Source organism: Streptomyces marincola, from assembly GCF_020410765.1.
Classification (GTDB): domain Bacteria; phylum Actinomycetota; class Actinomycetes; order Streptomycetales; family Streptomycetaceae; genus Streptomyces; species Streptomyces marincola.
Genome location: NZ_CP084541.1, coordinates 5,144,569 through 5,165,048 on the forward strand (window position 1 = coordinate 5,144,569; position 20,480 = coordinate 5,165,048).

General features: G+C 73.8%; 24 protein-coding genes. 10 read left to right on the plus strand and 14 right to left on the minus strand.

Annotation, left to right across the window (positions count from 1 at the left end; genetic code table 11):
- The first annotated feature begins 27 nt into the window (after positions 1-27).
- The 6 genes from LC193_RS22700 (at position 28) to LC193_RS22725 (ending at position 5,926) form a co-directional block, all read left to right on the plus strand.
- A complete protein-coding gene (locus LC193_RS22700; RefSeq protein WP_086157941.1) occupies positions 28-852 on the plus strand; it encodes a F0F1 ATP synthase subunit delta in 825 nt (274 codons plus the stop codon).
- A 95-nt stretch (positions 853-947) separates the two neighbouring features.
- Positions 948-2,519 carry a F0F1 ATP synthase subunit alpha gene (gene atpA / locus LC193_RS22705; protein WP_226076996.1) on the plus strand — a complete coding sequence of 524 codons (1,572 nt, stop codon included), beginning with the start codon at positions 948-950 and terminating at the stop codon, positions 2,517-2,519.
- A gap of 2 nt (positions 2,520-2,521) precedes the next feature.
- Entirely contained in the window at positions 2,522-3,451 is a 930-nt protein-coding gene (locus tag LC193_RS22710; RefSeq protein WP_226076998.1) for a F0F1 ATP synthase subunit gamma, read from the plus strand.
- A 2-nt stretch (positions 3,452-3,453) separates the two neighbouring features.
- On the plus strand, positions 3,454-4,908 hold the full coding sequence (gene atpD, locus LC193_RS22715; RefSeq protein ID WP_226077000.1) for a F0F1 ATP synthase subunit beta: 1,455 nt from the start codon (positions 3,454-3,456) through the stop codon (positions 4,906-4,908).
- Positions 4,909-5,020: 112 nt separating this feature from the next.
- Positions 5,021-5,404, plus strand: a complete 384-nt coding sequence (locus LC193_RS22720; RefSeq protein WP_226077002.1) for a F0F1 ATP synthase subunit epsilon — start codon at positions 5,021-5,023, stop codon at positions 5,402-5,404.
- Positions 5,405-5,476: 72 nt separating this feature from the next.
- Positions 5,477-5,926: a DUF2550 domain-containing protein gene (locus LC193_RS22725; protein ID WP_226077004.1), complete on the plus strand. Its 450-nt coding sequence runs from the start codon at positions 5,477-5,479 to the stop codon at positions 5,924-5,926.
- Between the two features lie 71 nt (positions 5,927-5,997).
- Here the strand turns inward: LC193_RS22725 and LC193_RS22730 are convergent, their stop codons facing one another.
- The 13 genes from LC193_RS22730 to LC193_RS22790 all read right to left on the minus strand — a co-directional run bounded on the left by LC193_RS22730 (position 5,998) and on the right by LC193_RS22790 (position 14,952).
- Positions 5,998-7,836, minus strand: coding sequence for a glycosyl hydrolase family 18 protein (locus LC193_RS22730; RefSeq protein ID WP_404819475.1), 1,839 nt, complete (start codon positions 7,834-7,836; stop codon positions 5,998-6,000).
- Positions 7,837-8,010: 174 nt separating this feature from the next.
- Positions 8,011-8,292, minus strand: a complete 282-nt coding sequence (locus tag LC193_RS22735; RefSeq protein ID WP_226077006.1) for a gas vesicle protein K — start codon at positions 8,290-8,292, stop codon at positions 8,011-8,013.
- The gene (locus tag LC193_RS22740; RefSeq protein WP_226077008.1) at positions 8,289-8,519 is read right to left on the minus strand and encodes a gas vesicle protein; all 231 of its coding nucleotides are present in this window, start codon (positions 8,517-8,519) and stop codon (positions 8,289-8,291) included. Before LC193_RS22740 ends, LC193_RS22735 begins: the two co-directional genes overlap by 4 nt.
- The gene (locus LC193_RS22745; protein ID WP_226077010.1) at positions 8,516-9,349 is read right to left on the minus strand and encodes a GvpL/GvpF family gas vesicle protein; all 834 of its coding nucleotides are present in this window, start codon (positions 9,347-9,349) and stop codon (positions 8,516-8,518) included. The genes LC193_RS22740 and LC193_RS22745 overlap by 4 nt, the downstream gene beginning before the upstream one ends.
- A complete protein-coding gene (locus tag LC193_RS22750) occupies positions 9,346-9,672 on the minus strand; it encodes a gas vesicle protein (RefSeq protein WP_226078856.1) in 327 nt (108 codons plus the stop codon). Before LC193_RS22750 ends, LC193_RS22745 begins: the two co-directional genes overlap by 4 nt.
- An 8-nt stretch (positions 9,673-9,680) precedes the next feature.
- Positions 9,681-10,628, minus strand: coding sequence for an SRPBCC family protein (locus LC193_RS22755; protein WP_226077011.1), 948 nt, complete (start codon positions 10,626-10,628; stop codon positions 9,681-9,683).
- Between the two features lie 5 nt (positions 10,629-10,633).
- Positions 10,634-11,077 (minus strand): hypothetical protein, encoded by a 444-nt coding sequence (locus LC193_RS22760; RefSeq protein ID WP_226077013.1) that lies wholly within the window; start codon positions 11,075-11,077, stop codon positions 10,634-10,636.
- Entirely contained in the window at positions 11,074-11,319 is a 246-nt protein-coding gene (locus tag LC193_RS22765) for a gas vesicle protein GvpG (RefSeq protein WP_226077015.1), read from the minus strand. Before LC193_RS22765 ends, LC193_RS22760 begins: the two co-directional genes overlap by 4 nt.
- A gap of 1 nt (position 11,320) precedes the next feature.
- Positions 11,321-12,085 (minus strand): GvpL/GvpF family gas vesicle protein, encoded by a 765-nt coding sequence (locus LC193_RS22770; RefSeq protein WP_226077016.1) that lies wholly within the window; start codon positions 12,083-12,085, stop codon positions 11,321-11,323.
- A 71-nt stretch (positions 12,086-12,156) separates the two neighbouring features.
- Entirely contained in the window at positions 12,157-12,624 is a 468-nt protein-coding gene (gene gvpJ / locus LC193_RS22775) for a gas vesicle protein GvpJ (protein WP_226077017.1), read from the minus strand.
- Positions 12,625-12,660: 36 nt separating this feature from the next.
- Complete coding sequence (gvpO, locus tag LC193_RS22780; RefSeq protein WP_226077018.1) at positions 12,661-12,942, minus strand: gas vesicle protein GvpO; 282 nt, start codon at positions 12,940-12,942, stop codon at positions 12,661-12,663.
- 88 nt (positions 12,943-13,030) lie between these two features.
- Positions 13,031-13,696: a response regulator gene (locus LC193_RS22785; RefSeq protein WP_226077019.1), complete on the minus strand. Its 666-nt coding sequence runs from the start codon at positions 13,694-13,696 to the stop codon at positions 13,031-13,033.
- Complete coding sequence (locus LC193_RS22790) at positions 13,693-14,952, minus strand: sensor histidine kinase (protein WP_226077020.1); 1,260 nt, start codon at positions 14,950-14,952, stop codon at positions 13,693-13,695. Before LC193_RS22790 ends, LC193_RS22785 begins: the two co-directional genes overlap by 4 nt.
- Positions 14,953-15,141: 189 nt before the next feature.
- Here LC193_RS22790 and LC193_RS22795 point away from each other — a divergent pair, with 189 nt between their 5' ends.
- The gene (locus LC193_RS22795; RefSeq protein WP_226077021.1) at positions 15,142-15,753 is read left to right on the plus strand and encodes a hypothetical protein; all 612 of its coding nucleotides are present in this window, start codon (positions 15,142-15,144) and stop codon (positions 15,751-15,753) included.
- Positions 15,754-15,797: 44 nt separating this feature from the next.
- Here the strand turns inward: LC193_RS22795 and LC193_RS22800 are convergent, their stop codons facing one another.
- Positions 15,798-16,370 carry a cob(I)yrinic acid a,c-diamide adenosyltransferase gene (locus LC193_RS22800; RefSeq protein WP_226077022.1) on the minus strand — a complete coding sequence of 191 codons (573 nt, stop codon included), beginning with the start codon at positions 16,368-16,370 and terminating at the stop codon, positions 15,798-15,800.
- A 231-nt stretch (positions 16,371-16,601) separates the two neighbouring features.
- On the opposite strand from LC193_RS22800, the gene LC193_RS22805 reads away from it, so the two are divergent.
- From LC193_RS22805 to LC193_RS22815, 3 genes are all read left to right on the plus strand, one after another.
- Positions 16,602-17,450 (plus strand): 3-hydroxyacyl-CoA dehydrogenase family protein, encoded by an 849-nt coding sequence (locus tag LC193_RS22805; protein ID WP_226077023.1) that lies wholly within the window; start codon positions 16,602-16,604, stop codon positions 17,448-17,450.
- A gap of 259 nt (positions 17,451-17,709) precedes the next feature.
- Positions 17,710-18,003: an STAS domain-containing protein gene (locus tag LC193_RS22810; protein ID WP_226077024.1), complete on the plus strand. Its 294-nt coding sequence runs from the start codon at positions 17,710-17,712 to the stop codon at positions 18,001-18,003.
- 115 nt (positions 18,004-18,118) lie between these two features.
- Positions 18,119-20,425 (plus strand): ATP-binding protein, encoded by a 2,307-nt coding sequence (locus tag LC193_RS22815; RefSeq protein ID WP_226077027.1) that lies wholly within the window; start codon positions 18,119-18,121, stop codon positions 20,423-20,425.
- Positions 20,426-20,480 lie beyond the last annotated feature (55 nt).

A 20,480-nucleotide genomic window follows, 5' to 3' on the forward strand; every position in this document is an offset into this window, starting at 1 on the left:
CCGCGAGCGAGCAGGGAGGCGTGACCGATGATCGGAGCGAGTCGCGAGGCGCTCGACGCCGCGCGCGAGCGGCTTGACGCGCTGGTGGACAACACCGGCGTCGACGCCGCCGCGCTGGCCGCCGACCTGGCGGCCGTCACCGCGCTGCTCGACCGCGAGACGTCGCTGCGCAGGGTCCTCACCGACCCGGCGCAGCCCGGCGAGGGCAAGGCGGACCTGGTCGGGCGCCTGCTGGGCGGGCAGGTCGGCGGCGAGGCCGTCGACCTGGTCTCCGGCATGGTCAGGTCCCGCTGGTCCGCCTCGCGCGACCTGGTGGACGCCGTCGAGGAGCTGGCGGACACGGCGGACCTCGTCGCCGCCGAGCGCGACGGCAGCCTGGGCGCGGTCGAGGACGAGCTGTTCCGCTTCGGCCGCATCCTCGCCGGCGCGCCGCAGCTGCGGGCCGCCCTCGGTACCAAGGACGAGACGGCCTCGGGCGGCACCGCGCGGGCCGCCCTGGTGCGGGACCTGCTGGGCGGGCGTGCCCGCCCGGTCACGGAACGGCTCGTCGTACGGCTCGTGGAACGCCCGCGTGGACGTAGCCTGGACAGTGGGCTCGAAGCGCTGAGCACGCTCGCCGCCGCGAGGCGGGGCCGCTCGGTCGCCGCGGTCACCTCCGCGGTGCCGCTCAGCGACCAGCAGCGTGCGCGCCTCGGGGATGCCCTCGCCCGGCTGTACGGCCGGGAGATCCAGCTGAATCTCGACGTGGACCCGGCGGTGCTCGGCGGGATCTCCGTGCGGATCGGCGACGAGGTCATCCACGGCACCGTCGCGGACCGCCTCGACGAGGTGAACCGCCGGATGGCGGGCTGACGCCGGCAACGGCCGGCCACACAAGCAGGACAAGCGGCCCGGTTGGGCCGTAATGGACGAACTTACGGGCCCAACAAGGAGAGCAGGGAACCCAGATGGCGGAGCTCACGATCCGGCCGGATGAGATCCGGGACGCGCTGGAGAACTTTGTCCAGACGTACAAGCCGGACGCGGCCTCGCGGGAAGAGGTCGGGACGGTCAGCGTTGCCGGCGACGGCATCGCACGTGTCGAGGGGCTGCCCTCGGCCATGGCGAACGAACTGCTGAAGTTCGAGGACGGCACCCTCGGCCTCGCCCTCAACCTTGAGGAGCGGGAGATCGGCGTCGTCGTCCTCGGCGAGTTCAGCGGCATCGAGGAGGGCCAGTCGGTGCGCCGCACCGGCGAGGTGCTGTCCGTCGCGGTCGGCGACGGCTACCTCGGCCGGGTCGTCGACCCGCTGGGCAACCCCATCGACGGCCTCGGGGACATCGAGACCACGGGCCGCCGCGCCCTTGAGCTCCAGGCCCCCACGGTGATGCAGCGCAAGTCGGTGCACGAGCCGATGGAGACCGGCTACAAGGCCGTCGACACCATGACGCCGATCGGCCGCGGCCAGCGCCAGCTGATCATCGGCGACCGGCAGACCGGCAAGACGGCGCTCGCGGTCGACACGATCATCAACCAGCGCGACAACTGGCGTTCCGGCGACCCGAGCAAGCAGGTCCGCTGCATCTACGTGGCCATCGGCCAGAAGGGCTCCACCATCGCGTCCGTGCGCGGCGCGCTGGAGGAGGCGGGCGCGCTCGAGTACACCACCATCGTGGCGGCTCCGGCGTCCGACCCGGCCGGCTTCAAGTACATCGCCCCGTACACCGGCTCGGCCATCGGCCAGCACTGGATGTACGACGGCAAGCACGTGCTGATCATCTTCGACGACCTGTCGAAGCAGGCCGACGCCTACCGCGCGGTCTCGCTGCTGCTGCGCCGCCCGCCGGGCCGCGAGGCGTACCCCGGCGACGTGTTCTACCTGCACTCCCGGCTGCTTGAGCGCTGCGCGAAGCTGTCGGACGAGATGGGCGGGGGCTCGATGACGGGCCTGCCGATCGTGGAGACCAAGGCCAACGACGTCTCCGCGTTCATCCCGACCAACGTGATCTCCATCACCGACGGTCAGTGCTTCCTGGAGTCCGACCTGTTCAACGCGGGGCAGCGCCCGGCGCTCAACGTCGGTATCTCCGTCTCCCGCGTCGGTGGCTCCGCGCAGCACAAGGCGGTGCGGCAGATCACCGGTTCGCTGCGTGTGGACCTGGCCCAGTACCGCGAGCTCGAGGCGTTCGCCGCCTTCGGCTCCGACCTGGACGCGGCCTCCAAGTCCGCGCTGTCCCGCGGTCAGCGCATGGTGGAGCTGCTGAAGCAGGAGCAGTACAGCCCGTACCCGACGGAGAACCAGGTCGTGTCCATCTGGTCCGGCACCAACGGCCTCATGGACGACATCCCGGTCTCCGACATCCGCCGCTTCGAGCGGGAGCTGCTCGACTACCTGGGCCGCGAGCACAAGGACCTCATGACCAGCATCCGTGAGGGCGGCAAGATGTCCGACGACACGGTGCAGGCCATCGGCTCCGCGGTGAACCAGTTCAAGCGGCAGTTCCAGACGTCGGACGGCAAGCTGCTGGGCGAGGGCTGATCATGGGCGCTCAGCTTCGGGTGTACAAGCGCCGGATCAAGTCCGTCACCGCAACGAAGAAGATCACGCGGGCGATGGAGATGATCGCCGCCTCGCGCATCGTCAAGGCGCAGCGCAAGGTGGCGGCCTCCAAGCCGTACGCGGACGAGCTGACCGCCGCGGTCACGGCCGTGGCGCACGGCTCGGACGTCAAGCACCCGCTCACCACCGAGGCCGAGCGGCCCCAGCGGGCCGCCGTGCTGCTGATCACCTCCGACCGCGGTCTGGCCGGCGGGTACAACAGCAACGCGATCAAGGCCGGTGAGCACCTGACCAGCGAGCTGGTCGCGCAGGGCAAGCAGGTGGACACGTACGTCGTCGGCCGCAAGGGCGTGGCGTACTACGCGTTCAGGGAGCGGGCGATCACCCAGTCCTGGACCGGGTTCACCGACAGCCCGACCTACGTCGACGCCAAGACCGTGGCGGCGCCCCTGATCGAGGCCATCGGGCGGGACACGGCCGAGGGCGGGGTGGACGAGATCCACATCGCCTACACCGAGTTCGTCTCGATGATGACGCAGACGCCGCACGAGCGCCGGCTGCTGCCCCTGACGCTGGAGAAGTCGGCGGAGGAGTCCGCCGAGACCTTCACCAAGGGTGCGGGCGTCCACGCGCTCTACGACTTCGAGCCGTCGGCGGAGCAGGTGCTCGACGCCCTCCTGCCTCGCTACGTCGAGAGCCGGATCTACAACGCGCTGCTCCAGGCCGCCGCCTCCAAGCACGCCGCCACCCGGCGCGCGATGAAGTCGGCGACGGACAACGCGGAGGACCTGATCCGGTCCCTCACGCGGCTTGCCAACGCGGCCCGCCAGGCCGAAATCACCCAGGAAATCACCGAGATCGTCGGTGGCGCGAGCGCCTTGGCCGACGCGACCGCGGGAAGTGAACGCTAACCATGACTACTGCTGCTGAGGCGGCCACCGGGCAGGCCGCGGCGACGGGCCGCGTCGCGCGCGTCATCGGCCCGGTCGTCGACGTGGAGTTCCCCGTCGACGCCATGCCGGAGATCTACAACGCCCTCCACGTCCAGATCGCGGACCCCGCGGAGGCGGGCAAGACCAAGACGCTGACCCTTGAGGTCGCGCAGCACCTCGGCGAGGGCATGGTCCGCACCATCGCCCTTGAGCCGAACGACGGCCTGGTGCGGCAGTCCCCGGTGACCGACACCGGCTCCGGCATCACGGTGCCGGTGGGCGACGTCACCAAGGGCCGGGTGTTCAACACCCTGGGCCGCATCCTGAACGAGCCCGAGGCCGAGTCCGAGGTCAGCGAGCGGTGGACGATCCACCGCAAGGCCCCGGCGTTCGACCAGCTCGAGTCGAAGACCGAGATGTTCGAGACCGGTCTGAAGGTCATCGACCTGCTGACCCCGTACGTCAAGGGCGGCAAGATCGGCCTGTTCGGTGGCGCGGGCGTGGGCAAGACCGTGCTCATCCAGGAGATGATCATGCGTGTGGCGAAGCTGCACGAGGGCGTCTCCGTGTTCGCCGGCGTGGGCGAGCGCACGCGTGAGGGCAACGACCTCATCGCGGAGATGGAGGAGTCCGGCGTGCTCCCGCAGACCGCGCTGGTCTTCGGCCAGATGGACGAGCCGCCGGGCACCCGCCTGCGCGTCGCCCTGGCCGGCCTCACGATGGCGGAGTACTTCCGCGACGTGCAGAAGCAGGACGTGCTGTTCTTCATCGACAACATCTTCCGCTTCACGCAGGCCGGCTCCGAGGTCTCCACGCTGCTGGGCCGCATGCCCTCCGCGGTGGGCTACCAGCCGAACCTCGCGGACGAGATGGGCGTGCTCCAGGAGCGCATCACCTCCACCCGCGGCCACTCCATCACCTCGATGCAGGCGATCTACGTGCCCGCGGACGACCTGACCGACCCCGCGCCGGCCACGACGTTCGCCCACCTGGACGCGACCACGGTGCTCTCCCGGCCGATCTCCGAGAAGGGCATCTACCCGGCGGTCGACCCGCTGGACTCCACCTCGCGCATCCTGGACCCGCGCTACGTCTCGCAGGACCACTACGAGTGCGCCTCGCGGGTCAAGGGGATCCTCCAGAAGTACAAGGACCTCCAGGACATCATCGCGATTCTCGGCATGGACGAGCTGAGCGAGGAGGACAAGCTCACGGTCAGCCGCGCCCGGCGGATCGAGCGCTTCCTGTCGCAGAACACGCACGCGGCGAAGCAGTTCACCGGTCTCGACGGATCGGACGTTCCGCTGGACGAGTCGATCGCGGCGTTCAACGCGATCGCCGACGGCGAGTACGACCACTTCCCCGAGCAGGCGTTCTTCATGTGCGGTGGCCTCGACGACCTCAAGGCCAAGGCCAAGCAGCTGGGCGTTTCCTGACGCGCTGTCGCGGTACTCGTTCGGGGCGGGGTTCTCAGGACCCCGCCCCATGAGTGACAGGGCATGCCAACTATTCTTCGACAAGCCAGGTACTAAGGGATGAGGAACCATCGTGGCTGAGCTGCACGTCGAGTTGGTCGCCGCGGACCGGCAGGTATGGTCCGGCCGGGCCAGCCGGGTCGTCGCGCGCACCGTCTCGGGCGAGATCGGCATCATGCCTGGACACCAGCCGCTGCTCGCCGTGCTCCAGTCGGGCCCGGTGACCGTCCGCACGACGGGTGAGAGCGGCGAGGGCACGGTGGTCGCCGCTGTGCACGGCGGCTTCATTTCATACACGGACGGTAAGCTGTCGCTGCTCGCCGAGATCGCCGAGCTGGCGGACGAGATCGACGTCGAGCGTGCGCAGCGCGCGCTCGACCAGGCTCGTTCCGACGCGGACGCGGCGGCCGAGCGCCGTGCCGACGTGCGGCTGCGGGCCGCGGCGGCGGGACGCTGACGGGCGGTACGACCAGGGGAACCCGGCACACGAGGCGCGCAGGCACACCACGAGGCGAGGAGGTCGATCGACATGGTCTCCGCCCTGCTTGTGGTGCTCGGCTCGCTGATCGCCCTGGTGGTCCTGGGGCTTGTCGGGTTCGGAGTGCGCCGGCGGCTGATCCAGCGGCCCGGTGGCACGTTCGATTGCAGCGCGCGTTTCGTGCCCCCGCGCGCCGGTCAGTCGCAGGGCAAGGGCTGGCTGTACGGCGTCGCGCGGTACAACGGGGACCGGGTCGAGTGGTTCCGGGTCTTCTCCTACGCGCCGCGCCCGCGCCGCTGGCTCCAGCGCGACCGCATCCAGGTGCGTGAACGGCGCCACCCGCACGGCGAGGAGGAGCTGGCGCTGCTGCCGGGCGCGGTGGTGCTGAGCTGCCGGCACGACGGGTGGGACGTGGAGCTGGCGATGAGCGAGGACGCCCTGACCGGGTTCCTCGCGTGGCTGGAGGCCGCCCCGCCGGGGCAGCGCGTCAACGTGGCCTGAGCGCGCGGGTGGCCGGACAGGCGGGGGCGGTCCGCCTGCCCGGCCGGTCGTGGCGGGCGTCGGGAAGGGCGTCAGCCCAGCCCGGCCCCGATGGCGTGCGCGAGGTCGCCGTCGGCCGTGTCGCCCGACAGCTCCCAGAAGAACGCGCCGCCGAGTCCTTCGTTCAGCGCCCAGTCCATCTTGCCCGCGATGGTCGCGGGGGTGTCGTAGCTCCACCACTGGTTGCCGCAGTGCGCGTAGGCCGTGCCCGCGATGGTGCCGGTCGGCGGGCAGCGCTCGGCGAGCACCTTGTAGTCCTCGATGCCCTGCTCGTAGGTGCCGGGAGCGGGCCCGGACGCGCTGCCGCCCGGCGCGGCCTGCGTGACGCCGTTCCAGCCGCGTCCGTAGAACCCGATGCCGAGCAGCAGCTTCTCCGGCGGCACGCCCTGGGCGACGAGCCTGTCGATGGCGGCCTCACTGTTGAAGCCCTGCTGCGGGATGCCGTTGTAGGCGGTCAGGGGCGAGTGGGGCGCGGTCGGGCCCGCGGTGGCCCAGGCCCCGAAGAAGTCGTACGTCATCACCGCGAGGTGGTCGGCGTACTGGGCGCCGCCCGCGTAGTCGGCGGCGTCGATCTTTCCGCCCTCCGAGGCGTCCGCGGTGATGGCGGCCGTGACCAGCTGGTCGCCGAACGCGCCGCGGAAGGCGCGCATCATGTCCTCGAACACCTCGGGCCCGCTGCTGTCGCAGCCGAGACCGCAGGCGTTGGGGTACTCCCAGTCGAGGTCGATGCCGTCGAAGACCCCGGCCCAGCGCGGGTCGTTGACCAGGTCGTAGCAGGACTGGGCGAAGCGCTGCGGGTCGCGCATGGCGTCGCCGAAGCCGCCGGACCAGGTCCAGCCACCGAAGGACCAGACCACCTTGATGTGCGGGTACATCTCCTTGAGCTGGCGGAGCTGGTTGAAGTTGCCGCGCAGCGCGCCGTTGTCCCAGGTGTCGGCCTCGCCGCTGACGCTCTCCGCGGCGCTGTAGAAGCGGTCGTGGGCGGCGAAGGAGTCGCCGATGGTGCACTCGCCGTTCTGCACGTTGCCGAAGGCGTAGTTGATGTGGGTGAGCTGCTCGGCGGTGCCGGAGTCCACGATGTCCTTGACGTGGTAGTTCCGGCCGTAGACGCCCCACTCGGTGAAGTACCCGAGGTTGACGTGGTCGCCCGGCGGCTGCTGGCCGCCGCCCGTGGTGCGCACGGTGAGCGGGGAACTGGCCGGGCCCGTGCGGCCGTTCGCGTCGCGGGCCACGACCGTGTAGGTGTAGGAGGTGCCGGCGCTCAGGCCGGTGTCGGTGTACGTGGTTGCGGTGGTCGTGGCGACGGCGCGGCCGTCGCGCAGCACCTGGTAGTCGCGGACGTCGCCGCTCGCGGCGTTCCACCGCAGGCGCACGGTGTTCTCGCCGACCTGGTCGCTGGTGAGCCCGCCGGGCGCGCCGAGTCCCGGCTGTCCCGTGCCGTCACAGGCGCGGCCGTTCAGCAGGCAGCCGCTGGGGCTGCCGCCTCCCGAGCCGTTGAACCCGAAGCTGACGCTCGCGCCGGGCGCGATGGTGCCGTTCCACGCCGTGTTGCGCGCGGTCCAGTGGTTGCCCGATGAGGTGACGCGGGCGTCCCAGTGGCTGGTCACGCTGGTGCCGGCGGGGAAGTCCCACTCCAGCGTCCATGAGGTGATCGTGGTGGTCCCGGTGTTGGTGACGGTCCACCGCGCGTCGAACCCGGTGCCCCAGTCCGCTCCCTTGGTGTAGGTGGCGGTGGCGGATTCGGCCGCCTGGGCTGGCCCGGCGAGCGCGACGAGGCCGGTGAGGGGGAGGGTGAGAACGGCGAGCAGTGCGAGGAACCTGCGGCTGAGGCCGCCGCGTCGTTCCCGGGGCACGGATCGTGCGGATCTCAAGGGCGCTCCTCAAGTCGGTCGGACAGATCGGGGAGTCTGCGCCGCCCGCGAGCACGCGCTGTTGTCATGTCGCGCTCACCGCAGATGCGGTGAGAGTAGAGTGGTCTGGACCACGGGTCAATAGGTCTGTACCAAAGGTCGGCGCCCGCGCGTGGGCCGTGCGGACCGGGGGCGTCAGTCCCGGGGCAGCAGTGAACCGAGCGGCCCCAGGTCCAGGTTGAGGTCCTCTGGGGCGAGGCCGAAGTGCTCGCGCAGCTGCGCCATGCGCTCCTCAAGCAGCATCAGCGTCGTGCCGACCCGCTCCACCTGCGCGTCCGTCAGCTCTCCCGCGTCCACGCGCCGCAGGGCCTGCCGTTCCGTCAGCTGCCGCAGCAGCTCCACGACGGTCAGCACGAGGGCCGCGAGGTCGCGGCCCACCGTGTCGGCGTCGAGGTCGAGGCGCGCCGGGGCGTTCACAGCGGCCCGCTGTCGGCCCAGGGCGCCGGCACCCGGTCGCTGACCGACGCGAGCAGCGCGTGCAGCGAGAGCCGGACCAGGGGCACCTCGGCGATGGCGATGACCAGGTCGCCGCTGATCACCACGCCCGTGGCGAGCACGCGGTCCAGCAGGTCGACCAGCGGCACGCCCAGCGGTCCCGTGAGGTCGTCCGCGCCCTGCCACGGCACGGGGTCGTGGGCCGTCATGGGCGCCCGCCCCCGCCGCCGGCCCGTTCCGCCGGGCGCTGCTCGTCCTCCTCGGCGAACGAGTACGGCGCCCACGGCCCCGTCAGCTCGATCCGCAGCGGCGCGCCCCGTTCCGTTCCGCCGCGCAACGCGGCGACGGTGGCGGCCAGTTCGGCGCTCCGCGACCGGTCGACGAGGTAGGCCGCGTTCAGCACCTGCGGGTGCTGGGCGCCGGTCAGGTCGGGGCCGTGCGTGCGGAGCCTGCGGGCGTCGGCGGCGCAGGCGCGCAGCGCCGCGTCGATCCGCTCCACCTCCGCGTGCACCGTGTCCCTGCGGGTCTCGCGCGCCCGCTGGCGTTCCCGCAGCAGGTCCAGGTAGGCGCGGCCGGAGCGCCCGGTACCGGCCGGGGGCGGGCCGCCCGCGGCCTCGGCCCCGCCGCCCGCCGGGGCGGTCGCGAACACCTTCACGCCCCACTCGTCGCGGCCCGCGACCCGCTTCAGGGCGGCGAGGAAACGGGGGGCGGCCTCCGTGATCGCCTGCCGCGCCCGGTCCTCGTCCGCGTACAGCGTCGTCAGCGGGACGGGAACGGCCGGGCCCGCGGCGGCCACCGCCGCGACCACCTCGTGGTGGGCGCGCGCGAACCGTTCGAGCGAGGCCCGGTCCGACAGGTGCCCGCGCAGCGCCTCGGGCGTGAACTCGGCGGCGGGCACGGCCTGCACCACGGCGGCCAGCGCGCCGGCGCGCAGGCGGCGCACGGCGCCGCCGCCCGCGTGGCCGCGCAGGCCCGCGAGCGGCGCGGCGCCCGCCGCGTGGCAGACGGCGAACACCCGTACGGAGTGCGCCCCGGTCACCGCTCCTCCTCGCGTTGCCGCTCCAGCGCCTCGACCCGGTCCCGCAGCCTGCTGTTCTCCTCGGCCAGGGCGTCGCGCGCGGCGCGCGAGGACAGCGCGGGTTCGGTCTCCCACCAGTCGATGCCCGCCTTCTTGGCGGTGTCGACCGACGAGATGAACAGGCGCAGGCGGATCGTCAGCAGCTCGATGTCCAGCAGGTTGATCTTGATGTCGCCGGCGATGACGATGCCCTTGTCGAGCACGCGCTCCAGGATGTCGGCGAGGTTGGCGGCCCGGGGCGGGCAGGCGTCCGCGGGCTCATGGGCCACCAGGGGTTCGATCACGCCGCCCGTCACCGTTCGTCACGCTCCTCGTCGTCGTCCTCGTCGTCCTCGTCGTCGAACCGGTCGTCGTCCTCGAACCGGCCGTCGTCCTCGTCCTCGTCCTCCTCGTCGTCCCCGTAGTCCCCGTCGTCCTCCTCGTCGGGGCCGCGCACCACCTCGCCGTCGCGGATCTCGCCGCGCCAGCCGGGCGGCACCTGGTCCGCGACGAGCGTCACGTAGCGCTGGAACTGCTTCAGGTCGAGCCGCAGCCTGCGGCCCTGCGCGCGCCACAGGTTCGCGGTCTTCTCGAAGAACCCGGCCGGGTAGTACTCGACGACCACCACCACGCGGGTGAGGTCGCGGGCCAGCTCGTGGAACGTGACCACGCCCCGGGTGCTGCCCTTGCCGCCCTCGGAACGCCACTCGATGCGCCGGTCCGGAACCTGCTCCTGGACGGTCGCCTTCCACGAGCGGTTCGACGGGCCGACCTTCAGCTTCCAGTCGCTCTCGGTGTCGTCGGAGCGGTCGACGCTCTGCACGCCCTTCATGAAGTCGCTGAAGTGCTCGTAGCTGGTCCAGTGGTTGTAGCAGGCGCGGAGCGGGACGCCGACGTCGATGGTCTCGACGATGGTGGTGACCTTGGCGTCCGGGCTGCCGCCCCCGCCCCCGCCGCTGTCCCCTCCGCCGCCGTCCCCGTCGCCCTTGTCGCTCTTGCCGACCGCCTTGCGTGCCGTGCCCATGGCGCTGTCCTTCGCCTTCTTGACGCCCGCGCCGGCCAGGGCCGCGCCCGCCTTCGGCCCCGACGAGGCCGTGCGGGCCGAGTCCCCGACGCGGCCCGCCATGTCGGTGATCCTGTCGCTCGCCGCGTCCACCAGGTGCCTGGCCTGGGCCTCGACGAGGCCGACGAGCGCGGTCCCGAGCCGTTCGAGGCCCTGGGCGAGACCGTCGGACCCCTGCGCTGTGTTCTTGCCGTCCATGGCCGTCACCTCCGTCCGCCGCCGTTCCTGGACTTCGCGTGCTTCGCCGGCCGCTCGGCCCGTTCTCCCGCGCGGTCCCGGGGCCCGGCCCGCTCATCGGGTGGTGCCTGCGCGGTGTCCTCCCGCGCGCCGTCCTCCCGCGCGGGCGGCCCGGTCAGCGCGTGCGTGCGTTCCTCGACGGCGCTGGTCAACGACTCGATCCGCTGGGCCACGGCCCCCGAGGCGGCCGTCCGGCCCGCGTCGCCGAGCCGGCCGCCCAGTTCGGAGAACTGCGGGTGCTCGCGCAGCCTCCGCACGCCCTCGCCCGCGAGCTTGCGCGGGCCGAGCGGGAAGCGCCGGCCGATGGCGTAGGTGGCCACGGCGAACGCGACCTTGGCCCGTTTCCTCCGGCCCATCAGGTAGCCGCCGGCGATGCCGGCCGCGAACGCCGCCTTGCTTGCTTGGTTCATCGGGCACTTCCGTTCGGTCCTGCCGGCCTGAGCATGCGCAGGAGGCGTTCCTCCTCGGCCTCGAACGCGTCGAGGCCGATCTCTCCCTCGTCGAGCGCGCGGTGCAGCGCCGCGAGCCGCGCGTGCACCGGCGCGGGGTCGTTCGCCTCCCGCTCGGCGGCGTCGGCCACGCGCTCCGCGACCCAGGCCGCGCCGCGGGCCGGGGCGAGCGGAAGCAGCAGCAGGCCGGTCAGCAGGCCCATGTCACGCTCCCCGGACGGCGGGCAGGGCCTCGGCGGTGGCCGGGCCCGCGACCGCGGGGACGAAGCTGAAGCACGGCAACGGCCCCGTCAGCCGGATGTCGGCACGCGCGCCTGGCCCGGTGGCGGCCGAGGCGGCGGCGTTGAAGTCGTCGAGCGCGGCGCGCGGCACGAGGAACGACACGTTCCTGACGCATCCGGCGACCTCGGGCCCGTTCGCCGTCGCCTCGGCGAACGGCGCCACCCGCCGCAGCACGAGCCCGGCGGCGCGCGCGGCGGCGGCGTTGAGCGCCCCGGCCACCGCCTCGCCCAGGCGCAGGCTCGCCTCGTAGCCCGGCCTGCGCCTGGCGGCCTCGCGCAGCCTGCGCAGCGTGGGATCGGTGCGGACCAGCTCGGGCAGCGCGTCCTCGGCGGGGAACACCTTGAGGTTCATCTCCTGGCGGCCGGCCACCCGGGCGAGGGCTTCGAGGTAACGCGCCTCCTCGCGGGCGAGCTGGTCGACGATCGCCGCCTCGCCCGGGGCCACGACACCGAACCGCATCGGCAGCACGGGCCCCTCGTCGGCCAGTGAGAGCAGCAGGTGCTGGTGGGCCAGCAGGTCCCGGCGGCGCGCGAGCAGTTCACCGGGGGCCGGGCCGACGACGGCCGCGAGCGCGCCGGCCCGCAGCGTGCGCGGCGCGGTGGGCGGCACGCCGATCCCGCGGTGCTCGGGGCGCAACCTGTGGTCCGCCCGGACCACTCCGTAGACGTAGACGGGCCGTGCTGCCATGGTGTTCGGTCCTCTTCCTGAGTCCTTGGTCGATGCCGGCGGCCGGCCCGCCGGTGCCCCCCGGCCTGCCGTCAGTCCTCGTCGCCGTGTCCGCCGCGCCCGCGGCCATGGCCGCCGTGCCGCTTACGGCCGCCCCGCCCGCCGCCGTCGCCCGGCGCGTGCTCGCCCCGCCGTTCCGGTTCTTCGCCGCCGGTCAGGGCGTTCTTGGCCTTGCGGCCCACGTGCTGGGTCGCCTTCTTCAGACCGGCCCCGACGGTCGTCCCGCCGAGGCCGCCGCCGAGCAGGTCGGGCAGGCTCCGGCTGCTCGGGTCCTCCTGGGAGCACAGGCTGTCGCACACCTCGGCGAACCGCAGGTAGGTGTCGATGCTGGCGATGACCACGCGGACGTCGATCTTCAGGATCTCGATCCCGACCAGGGAGACCCGGACGAAGATGTCGATCACCATGCCGCGGTCGAGGATGATGTCGACGACGTCGTACAGCGTCCCGGCGCGCGGCACGCAGGAGAGGTCGTCGCGGTAGGTGGTGGTGACGGTCATGGGGCGCTTCTCCTTCGTCCGGCGGGCGCCGCGGCGTCAGTCGACGGTGGCGCAGCGCCGGTAGCGGCGCACTCTGCGGTATTCGAGCAGGCGGCCCTCGTCGTCGAGCCGCACCTCGTAGGTGGCCATCAGGCTCGTGGTGTCCGGGATGCGGGCGACCTCGACGACGTCGACGTTGACGTGCCACCCGTGTTCCGCGCGGGTCACCGCGGAGACGCCGTCCACGGGATGGCCGGTGAGCCGGGCCAGTCGGCGGCTGGCCCGGCGGGCGGCCCCGATGGGGCCGCGGACCTGGGACTTCTCGGCTTGGTCTGGCATGGCCTCAGTCTCGGCGGGCCGCGCGGGGCGCACCCGTTGAAGACGCCCATTCGGGAAGGCGCGGCGGGCGGAGTGGCCCGCGGGGGTGTCAGGCCCCGGGGACGAGGCCGGCCTCTCGCGCGAGAACGGCGGCCTGGACGCGGCTGCGCAGGCCGAGTTTCCCCAGGACCCGGCTCACGTGCGTCTTCACCGTGGCCTCCGCCATGCCGAGGCCCTCGGCGATCTGGGCGTTGGACAGGCCCTCGCCGAGCCGCGCGAGCACTTCGCGTTCGCGCGGGGTGAGTCCGGCGAGGCGGGCCTCGTCGACGGCCGGCGCGCGGGGCCCCGGCGCGGGGGCGCGGGCGAACTCCGCGAGCAGGCGCCGCGTCACGGCGGGCGCCACGAGCCCTTCGCCCGCCGCCACGGTCCGCACGGCGGTGAGCAGTTGGGCGGCGTCGCTGTCCTTGAGCAGGAACCCGCCGGCCCCGGCGCGCAGCGCGCCGAAGACGTACTCGTCGAAGTCGAACGTCGTCAGCACCAGCACCTCCGCGAGCCCTTCGCCCGTGATGCGGGCGGTGGCCGAGACGCCGTCGAGCCGCGGCATCTGGAGGTCCATCAGCACGAGGTCGGGGCGCAGTTCGCCGGCGAGGCGGACGGCCTCCGCGCCGTCGGCGGCCTCGCCCACGACCTCGATGTCCTGGGCGCTGCGCAGGATGAGCACCAGGCCCTGCCGGACGGCCGCCTGGTCCTCGGCCACGAGTACGCGAATGGTCATGGCGGTGGTGTCCCTTCCCTCGGCCGGCGCGGCGGCGTGCCCGGCTGCCCGCCGCCGCGCCGGCCCCGCGGTGGTCTCGAAGGAGGCGGCCCGGCGAGCGGCAGGGCCGCCGTCACGTGCCAGTGGCGGTCCTCGCGCGGCCCGGCCGCGAAGGTGCCGTGCAGCAGGTCGACGCGTTCGCGCATGCCGAGCAGCCCCGCGCCCGCGCCCGTCGCGCGCGACGCGGTCCTGGCGTGGTACGGGCTCGTCACGGCGATGCGGAGCGCGTCGGCCGACTGCGTGAGCGTCACGGTGACCTCGCCGGGCGCGGCGTGCTTGACGGCGTTGGCCAGGGACTCCTGAACGACGCGGTAGGCCGCGAGCTCGACCGGCGCGGGCGGGCGCGGCGCGTCCCGGGGGCGTTCGTCGCGCAGGGTGAAGTCGAGCCGGCCCGCGCGTCCCGCGCCGCGGGCGCCGTCGAGCAGCGCGTCGAGGCCGTCGAGACTCGGCGACGCCTCGATGGTCTGCCCGCCGCCTGCCTCGCGCAGCAGCCCGATGAGGCCGCGCATCTCGGCGAGGCCCTGGGTGCTGTTCTCCCTGATCACGCCCAGCGCGTCGCGCGTGGCCGCGGGCTCGTCCAGGGACAGCGCCGCGGTGGAGTGGATCGCGATGGCGGTCAGGTGGTTGGCGACGCGGTCGTGCAGCTCGCGCGCCATCCGGGCGCGTTCCGCCGCGACGGCCTGGGCGCGGTCCTTCTCGGCGAGCAGGGCGGTCTGCTCGGCGCGCAGCCGCTCGGCCTCCGCGACGTCGCGGTGGTTGCGGACGATCAGCCCGGTCCAGGCGGGCGCCACGGTGGTGGCGGCGGCCACCGCGCCGAACAGCAGGGCGTCCGGGGTGCGGAACCAGGCCAGCGTGCCGAGGGTGACGGCCACGGAGAAGACCACACTGCCGGGCACCACGGCCCGGGTCGGGCGGGCCCGGCCGTAGAGGGCCGCCGCGTACACGAGATCGCTGAACAGCACGATCACCACGAGCAGCCCGCCGCCGAGGAAGTCGAGGACGAGGCCGGCCGTGCCGAGCAGCAGGGCCGTGCCGGGCGCGTTGCGGCGCAGCAGCTCGGCGCCGCACGTGAGCAGCAGGCCGGCCGCGGCGGCCGGGCCGTGCAGGACGGAGGCGCTCCACGTGTGGAAGCCGAAGGCGAACGAGGCCAGTCCGCCGACCAGTCCTGCCGCCGCGATCAGCGCGTCGTCGCGGAGGGGGCGGAGCCGGCTGAGCATGCCCCTATCTCAGCACGCCGGGGCGCGCGGTGGGCACCGTCGTCCGGTGTACATCGAACGATGCAGGCCGGTGCCCGCGGATCGGCGCGCGGGCCGATGGCGCGGGCCGCGCCGTCCGCCAGTCTTGAGGACGGGACACCGAGGGGGAACCAGGGGAATCCGGGGAAGCCCAGGGGGAGGAGAACACCGTTGATCGTCTCGTTCATCGTCGCCGCCGAGATCGGCTTCTGGCTCGTGCTCGGCGCCGGTCTCGCCGTCCGCTACGCGCTGCGCCGACCGCGCCTGGGCGGTGCGCTGCTGCTGTGCGTGCCGCTGATCGACGTGCTGCTGCTCACGGCGACGGCCCTGGACCTGCGGCGCGGCGCCGAGCCCTCGGGCGCGCACGGCCTCGCCGCGCTCTACCTGGGCTTCACCGTGGCCTACGGCCACTACCTCGTCCGCTGGGCGGACGGGCACGCGGCGCATCGTCTCGCCGGTGGGCCGCGCCCGCCGAAACCGCCGCGGTACGGGACGGCGCGGGCCGTGCACGAGTGGCGGCTGTGGGCGATGACGCTCGTCGCCGCGGCCATCTCGCTCGCGGTGCTCCAGGGCATGATCTGGGTCGTCGGGGACGCGGAGCGCGACGACCCGCTGCGCGCGTGGCAGGGCACCGCGCTGCGCGCGCTCGGCATCCACGGGCTCATCGCGCTGAGCTATTCGGTGTGGCGGAAGAAGGCGCCCGAGGGCGAGCCCGCGGCCGGCGGTGCTCCCGGCGAGCGGCCGGGCGCGGCGGGCAGGGAACGCGAGTCCGGGCGTTGGTGAGCGGGAACGCGGGCCCCGCGCGGTCCCGCGTCGCCAGCGCCCCGCTAGCGGTTCTCGCCCGGCACCCAGAGCACGTCGCCTGTGGCCTTGTTCGCGGTCCGCGCCAGGATGAACAGCAGGTCGGACAGGCGGTTCAGGTAGGTGGCGGTGAGCGGGTTCATCCGGGGGCCGTGCTCGTCGAGCGCCGCCCACGTGGAACGTTCGGCGCGCCGCACGACGGTGCACGCCTGGTGCAGCAGCGCGGCGCCGGGCGTGCCGCCCGGCAGGATGAAGCTGCGGAGTTTCGGCAGGTCGGCCAGGAAGCGGTCGCAGTCGGCCTCCAGGCGGTCGATGTAGGACTGCTCGACGCGCAGCGGCGGGTGCTCGGGATCGGGCACCACCGGGGTGGCCAGATCGGCCCCGACGTCGAACAGGTCGTTCTGGACCCGGGTCAGCACCGCGCCGACCTCCTCGGGCAGCGCGCCGAGGGCGAGCGCGGTGCCGATGACCGCGTTGGCCTCGTTGGCGTCGGCGTAGGCAGCGATGCGCAGGTCCGTCTTGGCCGTGCGGCTCATGTCGCCGAGCGCGGTGGTGCCGTCGTCCCCGGTCCGTGTGTAGATGCGCGTGAGGTTGACCATGCGGTGAGCTTAAGGGCCGCCCGCCGGCGCGCGGCCCCCGCGCGTGGGCCGCGGCGCTGACGGTCCGCCAAACTGGTGCGGGCACACGCCCGTTGAGTCGCGCCGAACGCGGCGCCGCGCGGCCGGTGGGGCGGGAGTCACACCGTGACGCGCGTCTCTTCCGTTCCCACGGGCGCACCCGTCTCGCTAGGGTCTGGGGTTCCGGCCCGGCACGCATCAAAGGAGATCAACGTGGCCAGGAAGCTCGCCGTCATCGGGGCCGGCCTCATGGGGTCAGGCATCGCGCAGGTCGCCGCCGTCGCCGGCTGGGACGTCACCCTGCGCGACCTCACCGACGCCGCGCTGTCCAGGGGCCGAGCCGGCATCGAGTCGTCGCTCGCGAAGTTCACCGCGCGCGGCAGGCTGACGGAGGACGACGCGTCCGCCGCGCTCGCGCGCGTGACGACGACGACCGACCTGGACGCCGCCGCCGACGCGGACCTCGTCGTCGAGGCCGTCTTCGAGCAGGTCGAGGTCAAACAGGAGCTGCTGCGGACCCTGGACGGCCTGGTGCGGGACACCGCGGTGCTGGCCTCCAACACCTCCGCCATCCCCATCACCAAGCTCGCCGCCGCGACCGGCCGCCCGGACCGCGTCGTGGGCACGCACTTCTTCTCCCCGGTGCCCATGATGTCGCTGTGCGAGCTGGTCAGGGGCCACCGCACCAGCGACGAAACGCTGGCCACGGCACGGGAGTTCGCCGAGTCCGTGGGCAAGACCTGCATCGTCGTCGAACGCGACGTCGCCGGCTTCGTCACGACCCGGCTGTTCGCCGCCCTGCTCACGGAGGCGGCGCGCCTGTACGAGGCCGGGGTGGCCAGCGCCGAGGACATCGACGCCGCCTGCCGGCTCGGGTTCGGGCACGCGATGGGTCCGCTCGCGACCGCCGATCTGACCGGTGTCGACGTGATGCTGCACGCCTCGCAGAACATCCACGCCGAGACGCAGGACGGGAAGTTCGCGCCGCCGGAACTGATGCGGCGCATGGTCGACGCCGGGGACCTCGGGCGCAAGAGCGGGCAGGGCTTCCACCGCTACTGAGGGGGGAAGCCGGGCGCGGGGCCGTTCCCGCGCTGCTCAGACCCGGTCGGGAACGGGCCGGCCGCGCCGCGCCGCGAACGGGCCGGACGGCCGCGCCCGACGGCATCAATCACCTCCACGAGTGATTTCGGTATCGCTTTGAACACAGACAGCAACTCTTGGGTCAGGAAGCTGTCACATTTATCAGTCATTGACATTGGTTGACAGCCGTCACGGGCAGCGGTCACCAGCAGCCGTCCCAGGGGAGCGGGGAGCGTATATGCAGATCGAAGGCGACCATGCGGAGCTGGTCGTCGGCGGACGCCTGGACGTGCGCAGCGCGGCGGACGCCAGAATGGCGCTGCACCGTGCTGTCGACGCCGGCCAGGGGGACCTGGTGCTCGACCTTGAGCACCTCGACTCCTGCGACGCCACGGGCCTCGGCGTGATCATGGGCGTGCACCGGCGCGCGGGCCGGTGCGGCCGGCGGCTGGTGCTGCGGGCCGTTCCGCCGCACGTGCAGCGCGTCCTGGTCGCGACGCGCCTTCACCGCATCCTCACGATTGCCCCGTAATTCCCGGATTATTCCGACGTGTTGCGCGACACCGGTCACGAGGCGCACGAGTCTCGACGGTAGCGTGGGCCCCCACAGGCCGCCTGGCCGCCCCGCTTCCGAAAAGACACTGACCATGGACCTCACTCACCCCGCAGGGGGCGCGGACGACGGACCCGTCAGGGCCGTGGAGCTGGTCACGGGTGACTTTCTGCTCACCATCAATCCCGTGGACGGCAGCGGCATCGAGTCCTGCCCGCCCGGACGCCGCCCCATCGTGCCCCGCCGCGGCCCCGCCGGCGCCTCGCCCCAGCCGCCCTCGCCCACGGCCCTGCTCGAACGTGACGAGGACCGGCAGCGCCTGCGCCGCATGCTCGCCCGCGGCGGCTCTGTGCACCTCGCGGGCGCTCCCGGCAGCGGGCGCACCGCGTTGCTCGACGCCGTGGCACGCGACTGCGCCGACCTCGCCCCCGACGGGGTCATCCACCTCAGCGGCCGGGGCCGCACGCCCACCGACCTGCGGCACGCGATGTACGCGGCCGTGCACCACACACCGGCCCACCGGCCGGGGCCGACCGAACTGGCCGCCGCGCTGCGGCAGATCGGGGCGATCGTCGTCATCGACGACATCGCGTTCGGCGGTGCGGCGCTCGACGACCTGTTCGACGCCACACCCGAGTGCGCGTTCCTGATCACCGCGGACGCCGACGTGCCGCTCTCCGTGGCCGAAGGGCGCCTTGAGGCGTTCGAGCCGGACGGCCTCAGCCGCACCGCGTCCCTCGAACTGCTCGAACTCGCCATCGGCCGCCCCCTCGACGAGACCGAGACCGACTGGGCCGCGGACCTGTGGTTCGAAACGGAGGGCCTGCCGCTGCGCTTCACGCAGGCCGCGGGACTGCTGCGGCACCGCGAGCCGGGAGCCGCCGCCCCGCTGCCCGACGCCGCGACCCTCACCGCCACCCTCGTGCGCGCCCTGCCCGAGGGCGCGCGGGAGATCCTGCGCTACGCCGTCGCCCTGGGCGGCGACGTGCCAGGACCCGAGCGGCTGCCCGCGCTCACCGGCTACCCGGCCGCCGCGGACGACCACGCCGCCCTCGTCGCGGCCGGGCTCCTCACCGAGGCGGGCGCGGGGCACCGCCTGGCCCCCGGCACCCTTCCCGAACTGCTCGCGGCCGGCTTCGGCGAGGGGTCGGCCGACCGGCTGCTCGCCCTGGCCCAGCACTACACCTGGTGGCTCGGCGGCGCCGAACTCGCCACCGCGGCCGTCACGGCCGAGACGGAACCGCTGCTCACCGCGATCGACCTGGCCAGGCGCGCGGGACACGACGCGGCGGTCGCCGCGCTGGCCCGCGCCGCCGCCCCCCGGCTGGCCGCCGGGCTGCGCTGGAGCGCGTGGGAACGGGCGCTCGACGCCGGTCTTGAGGCGGCGGGGACGGCGGGGGAGGAGGCGCAGCAGGCGTACTTCCGGCACGAGCGCGGCGTTCTGGCCATCACGCAGGGCCAGCTCGACCGGGCCCGTACCGAGCTGACCGCCTCGACCGCGCTGCGCGACAGCCTCGGCGACGTGAGCGGCGCCGTCGCGGGCCGCCGCGCCCTGGCCCTCGTCGAGGACATCGGCTCAGGCCGCGCCGCGACCCCGGCCGACGGCGTGCCCACCGTGGGCCTGCCGGCGGGCCTGCTGACCGCCGCCGCGGCGGCCACCACGGCCCGGCTCCCCGCCGCGTCCGCGACGCCGCCGGCCGGTACCGAGGCCGCGACGCAGGCGATACCCCGGCACGCGTCGGCCGCTGGTCCCGCGCCGCGCGCCACGGCGGCGGCCCGCCGCCGCAACGCCGTCGTCGCCGCGGCCGGGACCGTGCTGCTCGCGGTGCTCGGCACGGTCGTGGCGTTCGGCCTCACGGGCGGTTCTGACGACCCCGAGCCGGACGACGGGCGCAACACCGCGCCCGCGGGCGTCGAGGACGAGGCCACGACCGAGGACGAGACCACACCGGCGGAGGAGCGGGAACGCACCGAGCCCGAGGCCGATGAGAGCCCGGCGGCGCCGCCGAGCGCGCCGGAGACCACCCCGGAGGACGAGGCCACCACCGAGGAGCCGGAGCGGGAGCCGGACTCAGGTGCGACGGAGGAGACCACGCCCGACGCCCCGGAGACGCCGGGCGGCCCCGGCACCCCGACCGAGGAGCCGACCACGCCGCCGGTGACGCAGGAGCCGCCGCCGGACACCGAGGAGCCGCCACCGCCGACGACGGAGGAGCCCCCGCCGCCGACCACGCCGCCGGGCGAGGACGACGGCGGCGGGGGCGGCGCCCCTGGCGGCGGGGGCGAGGACGACGAGGGCGGCACCAACGTCGGTGCGCCCCCCACCTCCACGGGCGACCCGACGGCCACCGGCGACCCCACGGCGACCGCGTCCGAGTCCCCGGGCGGGCCGGTCGTCTGAACGAGTCGCGCCCCGCCCCCGGCCCGCCCGCACCAGGCGGGCCGGGGGCGGGGCC

What these genes read in the sequence shown, in the direction of transcription:
- LC193_RS22700 (WP_086157941.1), top strand. Translation starts at nt 28, where the DNA reads ATGATCGGAGCGAGTCGCGAGGCGCTCGACGCCGCGCGCGAGCGGCTT.
- atpA (WP_226076996.1), top strand. Translation starts at nt 948, where the DNA reads ATGGCGGAGCTCACGATCCGGCCGGATGAGATCCGGGACGCGCTGGAG.
- LC193_RS22710 (WP_226076998.1), top strand. Translation starts at nt 2,522, where the DNA reads ATGGGCGCTCAGCTTCGGGTGTACAAGCGCCGGATCAAGTCCGTCACC.
- atpD (WP_226077000.1), top strand. Translation starts at nt 3,454, where the DNA reads ATGACTACTGCTGCTGAGGCGGCCACCGGGCAGGCCGCGGCGACGGGC.
- LC193_RS22725 (WP_226077004.1), top strand. Translation starts at nt 5,477, where the DNA reads ATGGTCTCCGCCCTGCTTGTGGTGCTCGGCTCGCTGATCGCCCTGGTG.
- LC193_RS22740 (WP_226077008.1), bottom strand. Translation starts at nt 8,519, where the DNA reads ATGACGGCCCACGACCCCGTGCCGTGGCAGGGCGCGGACGACCTCACG.
- LC193_RS22755 (WP_226077011.1), bottom strand. Translation starts at nt 10,628, where the DNA reads ATGGACGGCAAGAACACAGCGCAGGGGTCCGACGGTCTCGCCCAGGGC.
- LC193_RS22760 (WP_226077013.1), bottom strand. Translation starts at nt 11,077, where the DNA reads ATGAACCAAGCAAGCAAGGCGGCGTTCGCGGCCGGCATCGCCGGCGGC.
- LC193_RS22765 (WP_226077015.1), bottom strand. Translation starts at nt 11,319, where the DNA reads ATGGGCCTGCTGACCGGCCTGCTGCTGCTTCCGCTCGCCCCGGCCCGC.
- LC193_RS22770 (WP_226077016.1), bottom strand. Translation starts at nt 12,085, where the DNA reads ATGGCAGCACGGCCCGTCTACGTCTACGGAGTGGTCCGGGCGGACCAC.
- gvpJ (WP_226077017.1), bottom strand. Translation starts at nt 12,624, where the DNA reads ATGACCGTCACCACCACCTACCGCGACGACCTCTCCTGCGTGCCGCGC.
- gvpO (WP_226077018.1), bottom strand. Translation starts at nt 12,942, where the DNA reads ATGCCAGACCAAGCCGAGAAGTCCCAGGTCCGCGGCCCCATCGGGGCC.
- LC193_RS22785 (WP_226077019.1), bottom strand. Translation starts at nt 13,696, where the DNA reads ATGACCATTCGCGTACTCGTGGCCGAGGACCAGGCGGCCGTCCGGCAG.
- LC193_RS22790 (WP_226077020.1), bottom strand. Translation starts at nt 14,952, where the DNA reads ATGCTCAGCCGGCTCCGCCCCCTCCGCGACGACGCGCTGATCGCGGCG.
- LC193_RS22800 (WP_226077022.1), bottom strand. Translation starts at nt 16,370, where the DNA reads ATGGTCAACCTCACGCGCATCTACACACGGACCGGGGACGACGGCACC.
- LC193_RS22810 (WP_226077024.1), top strand. Translation starts at nt 17,710, where the DNA reads ATGCAGATCGAAGGCGACCATGCGGAGCTGGTCGTCGGCGGACGCCTG.
- LC193_RS22815 (WP_226077027.1), top strand. Translation starts at nt 18,119, where the DNA reads ATGGACCTCACTCACCCCGCAGGGGGCGCGGACGACGGACCCGTCAGG.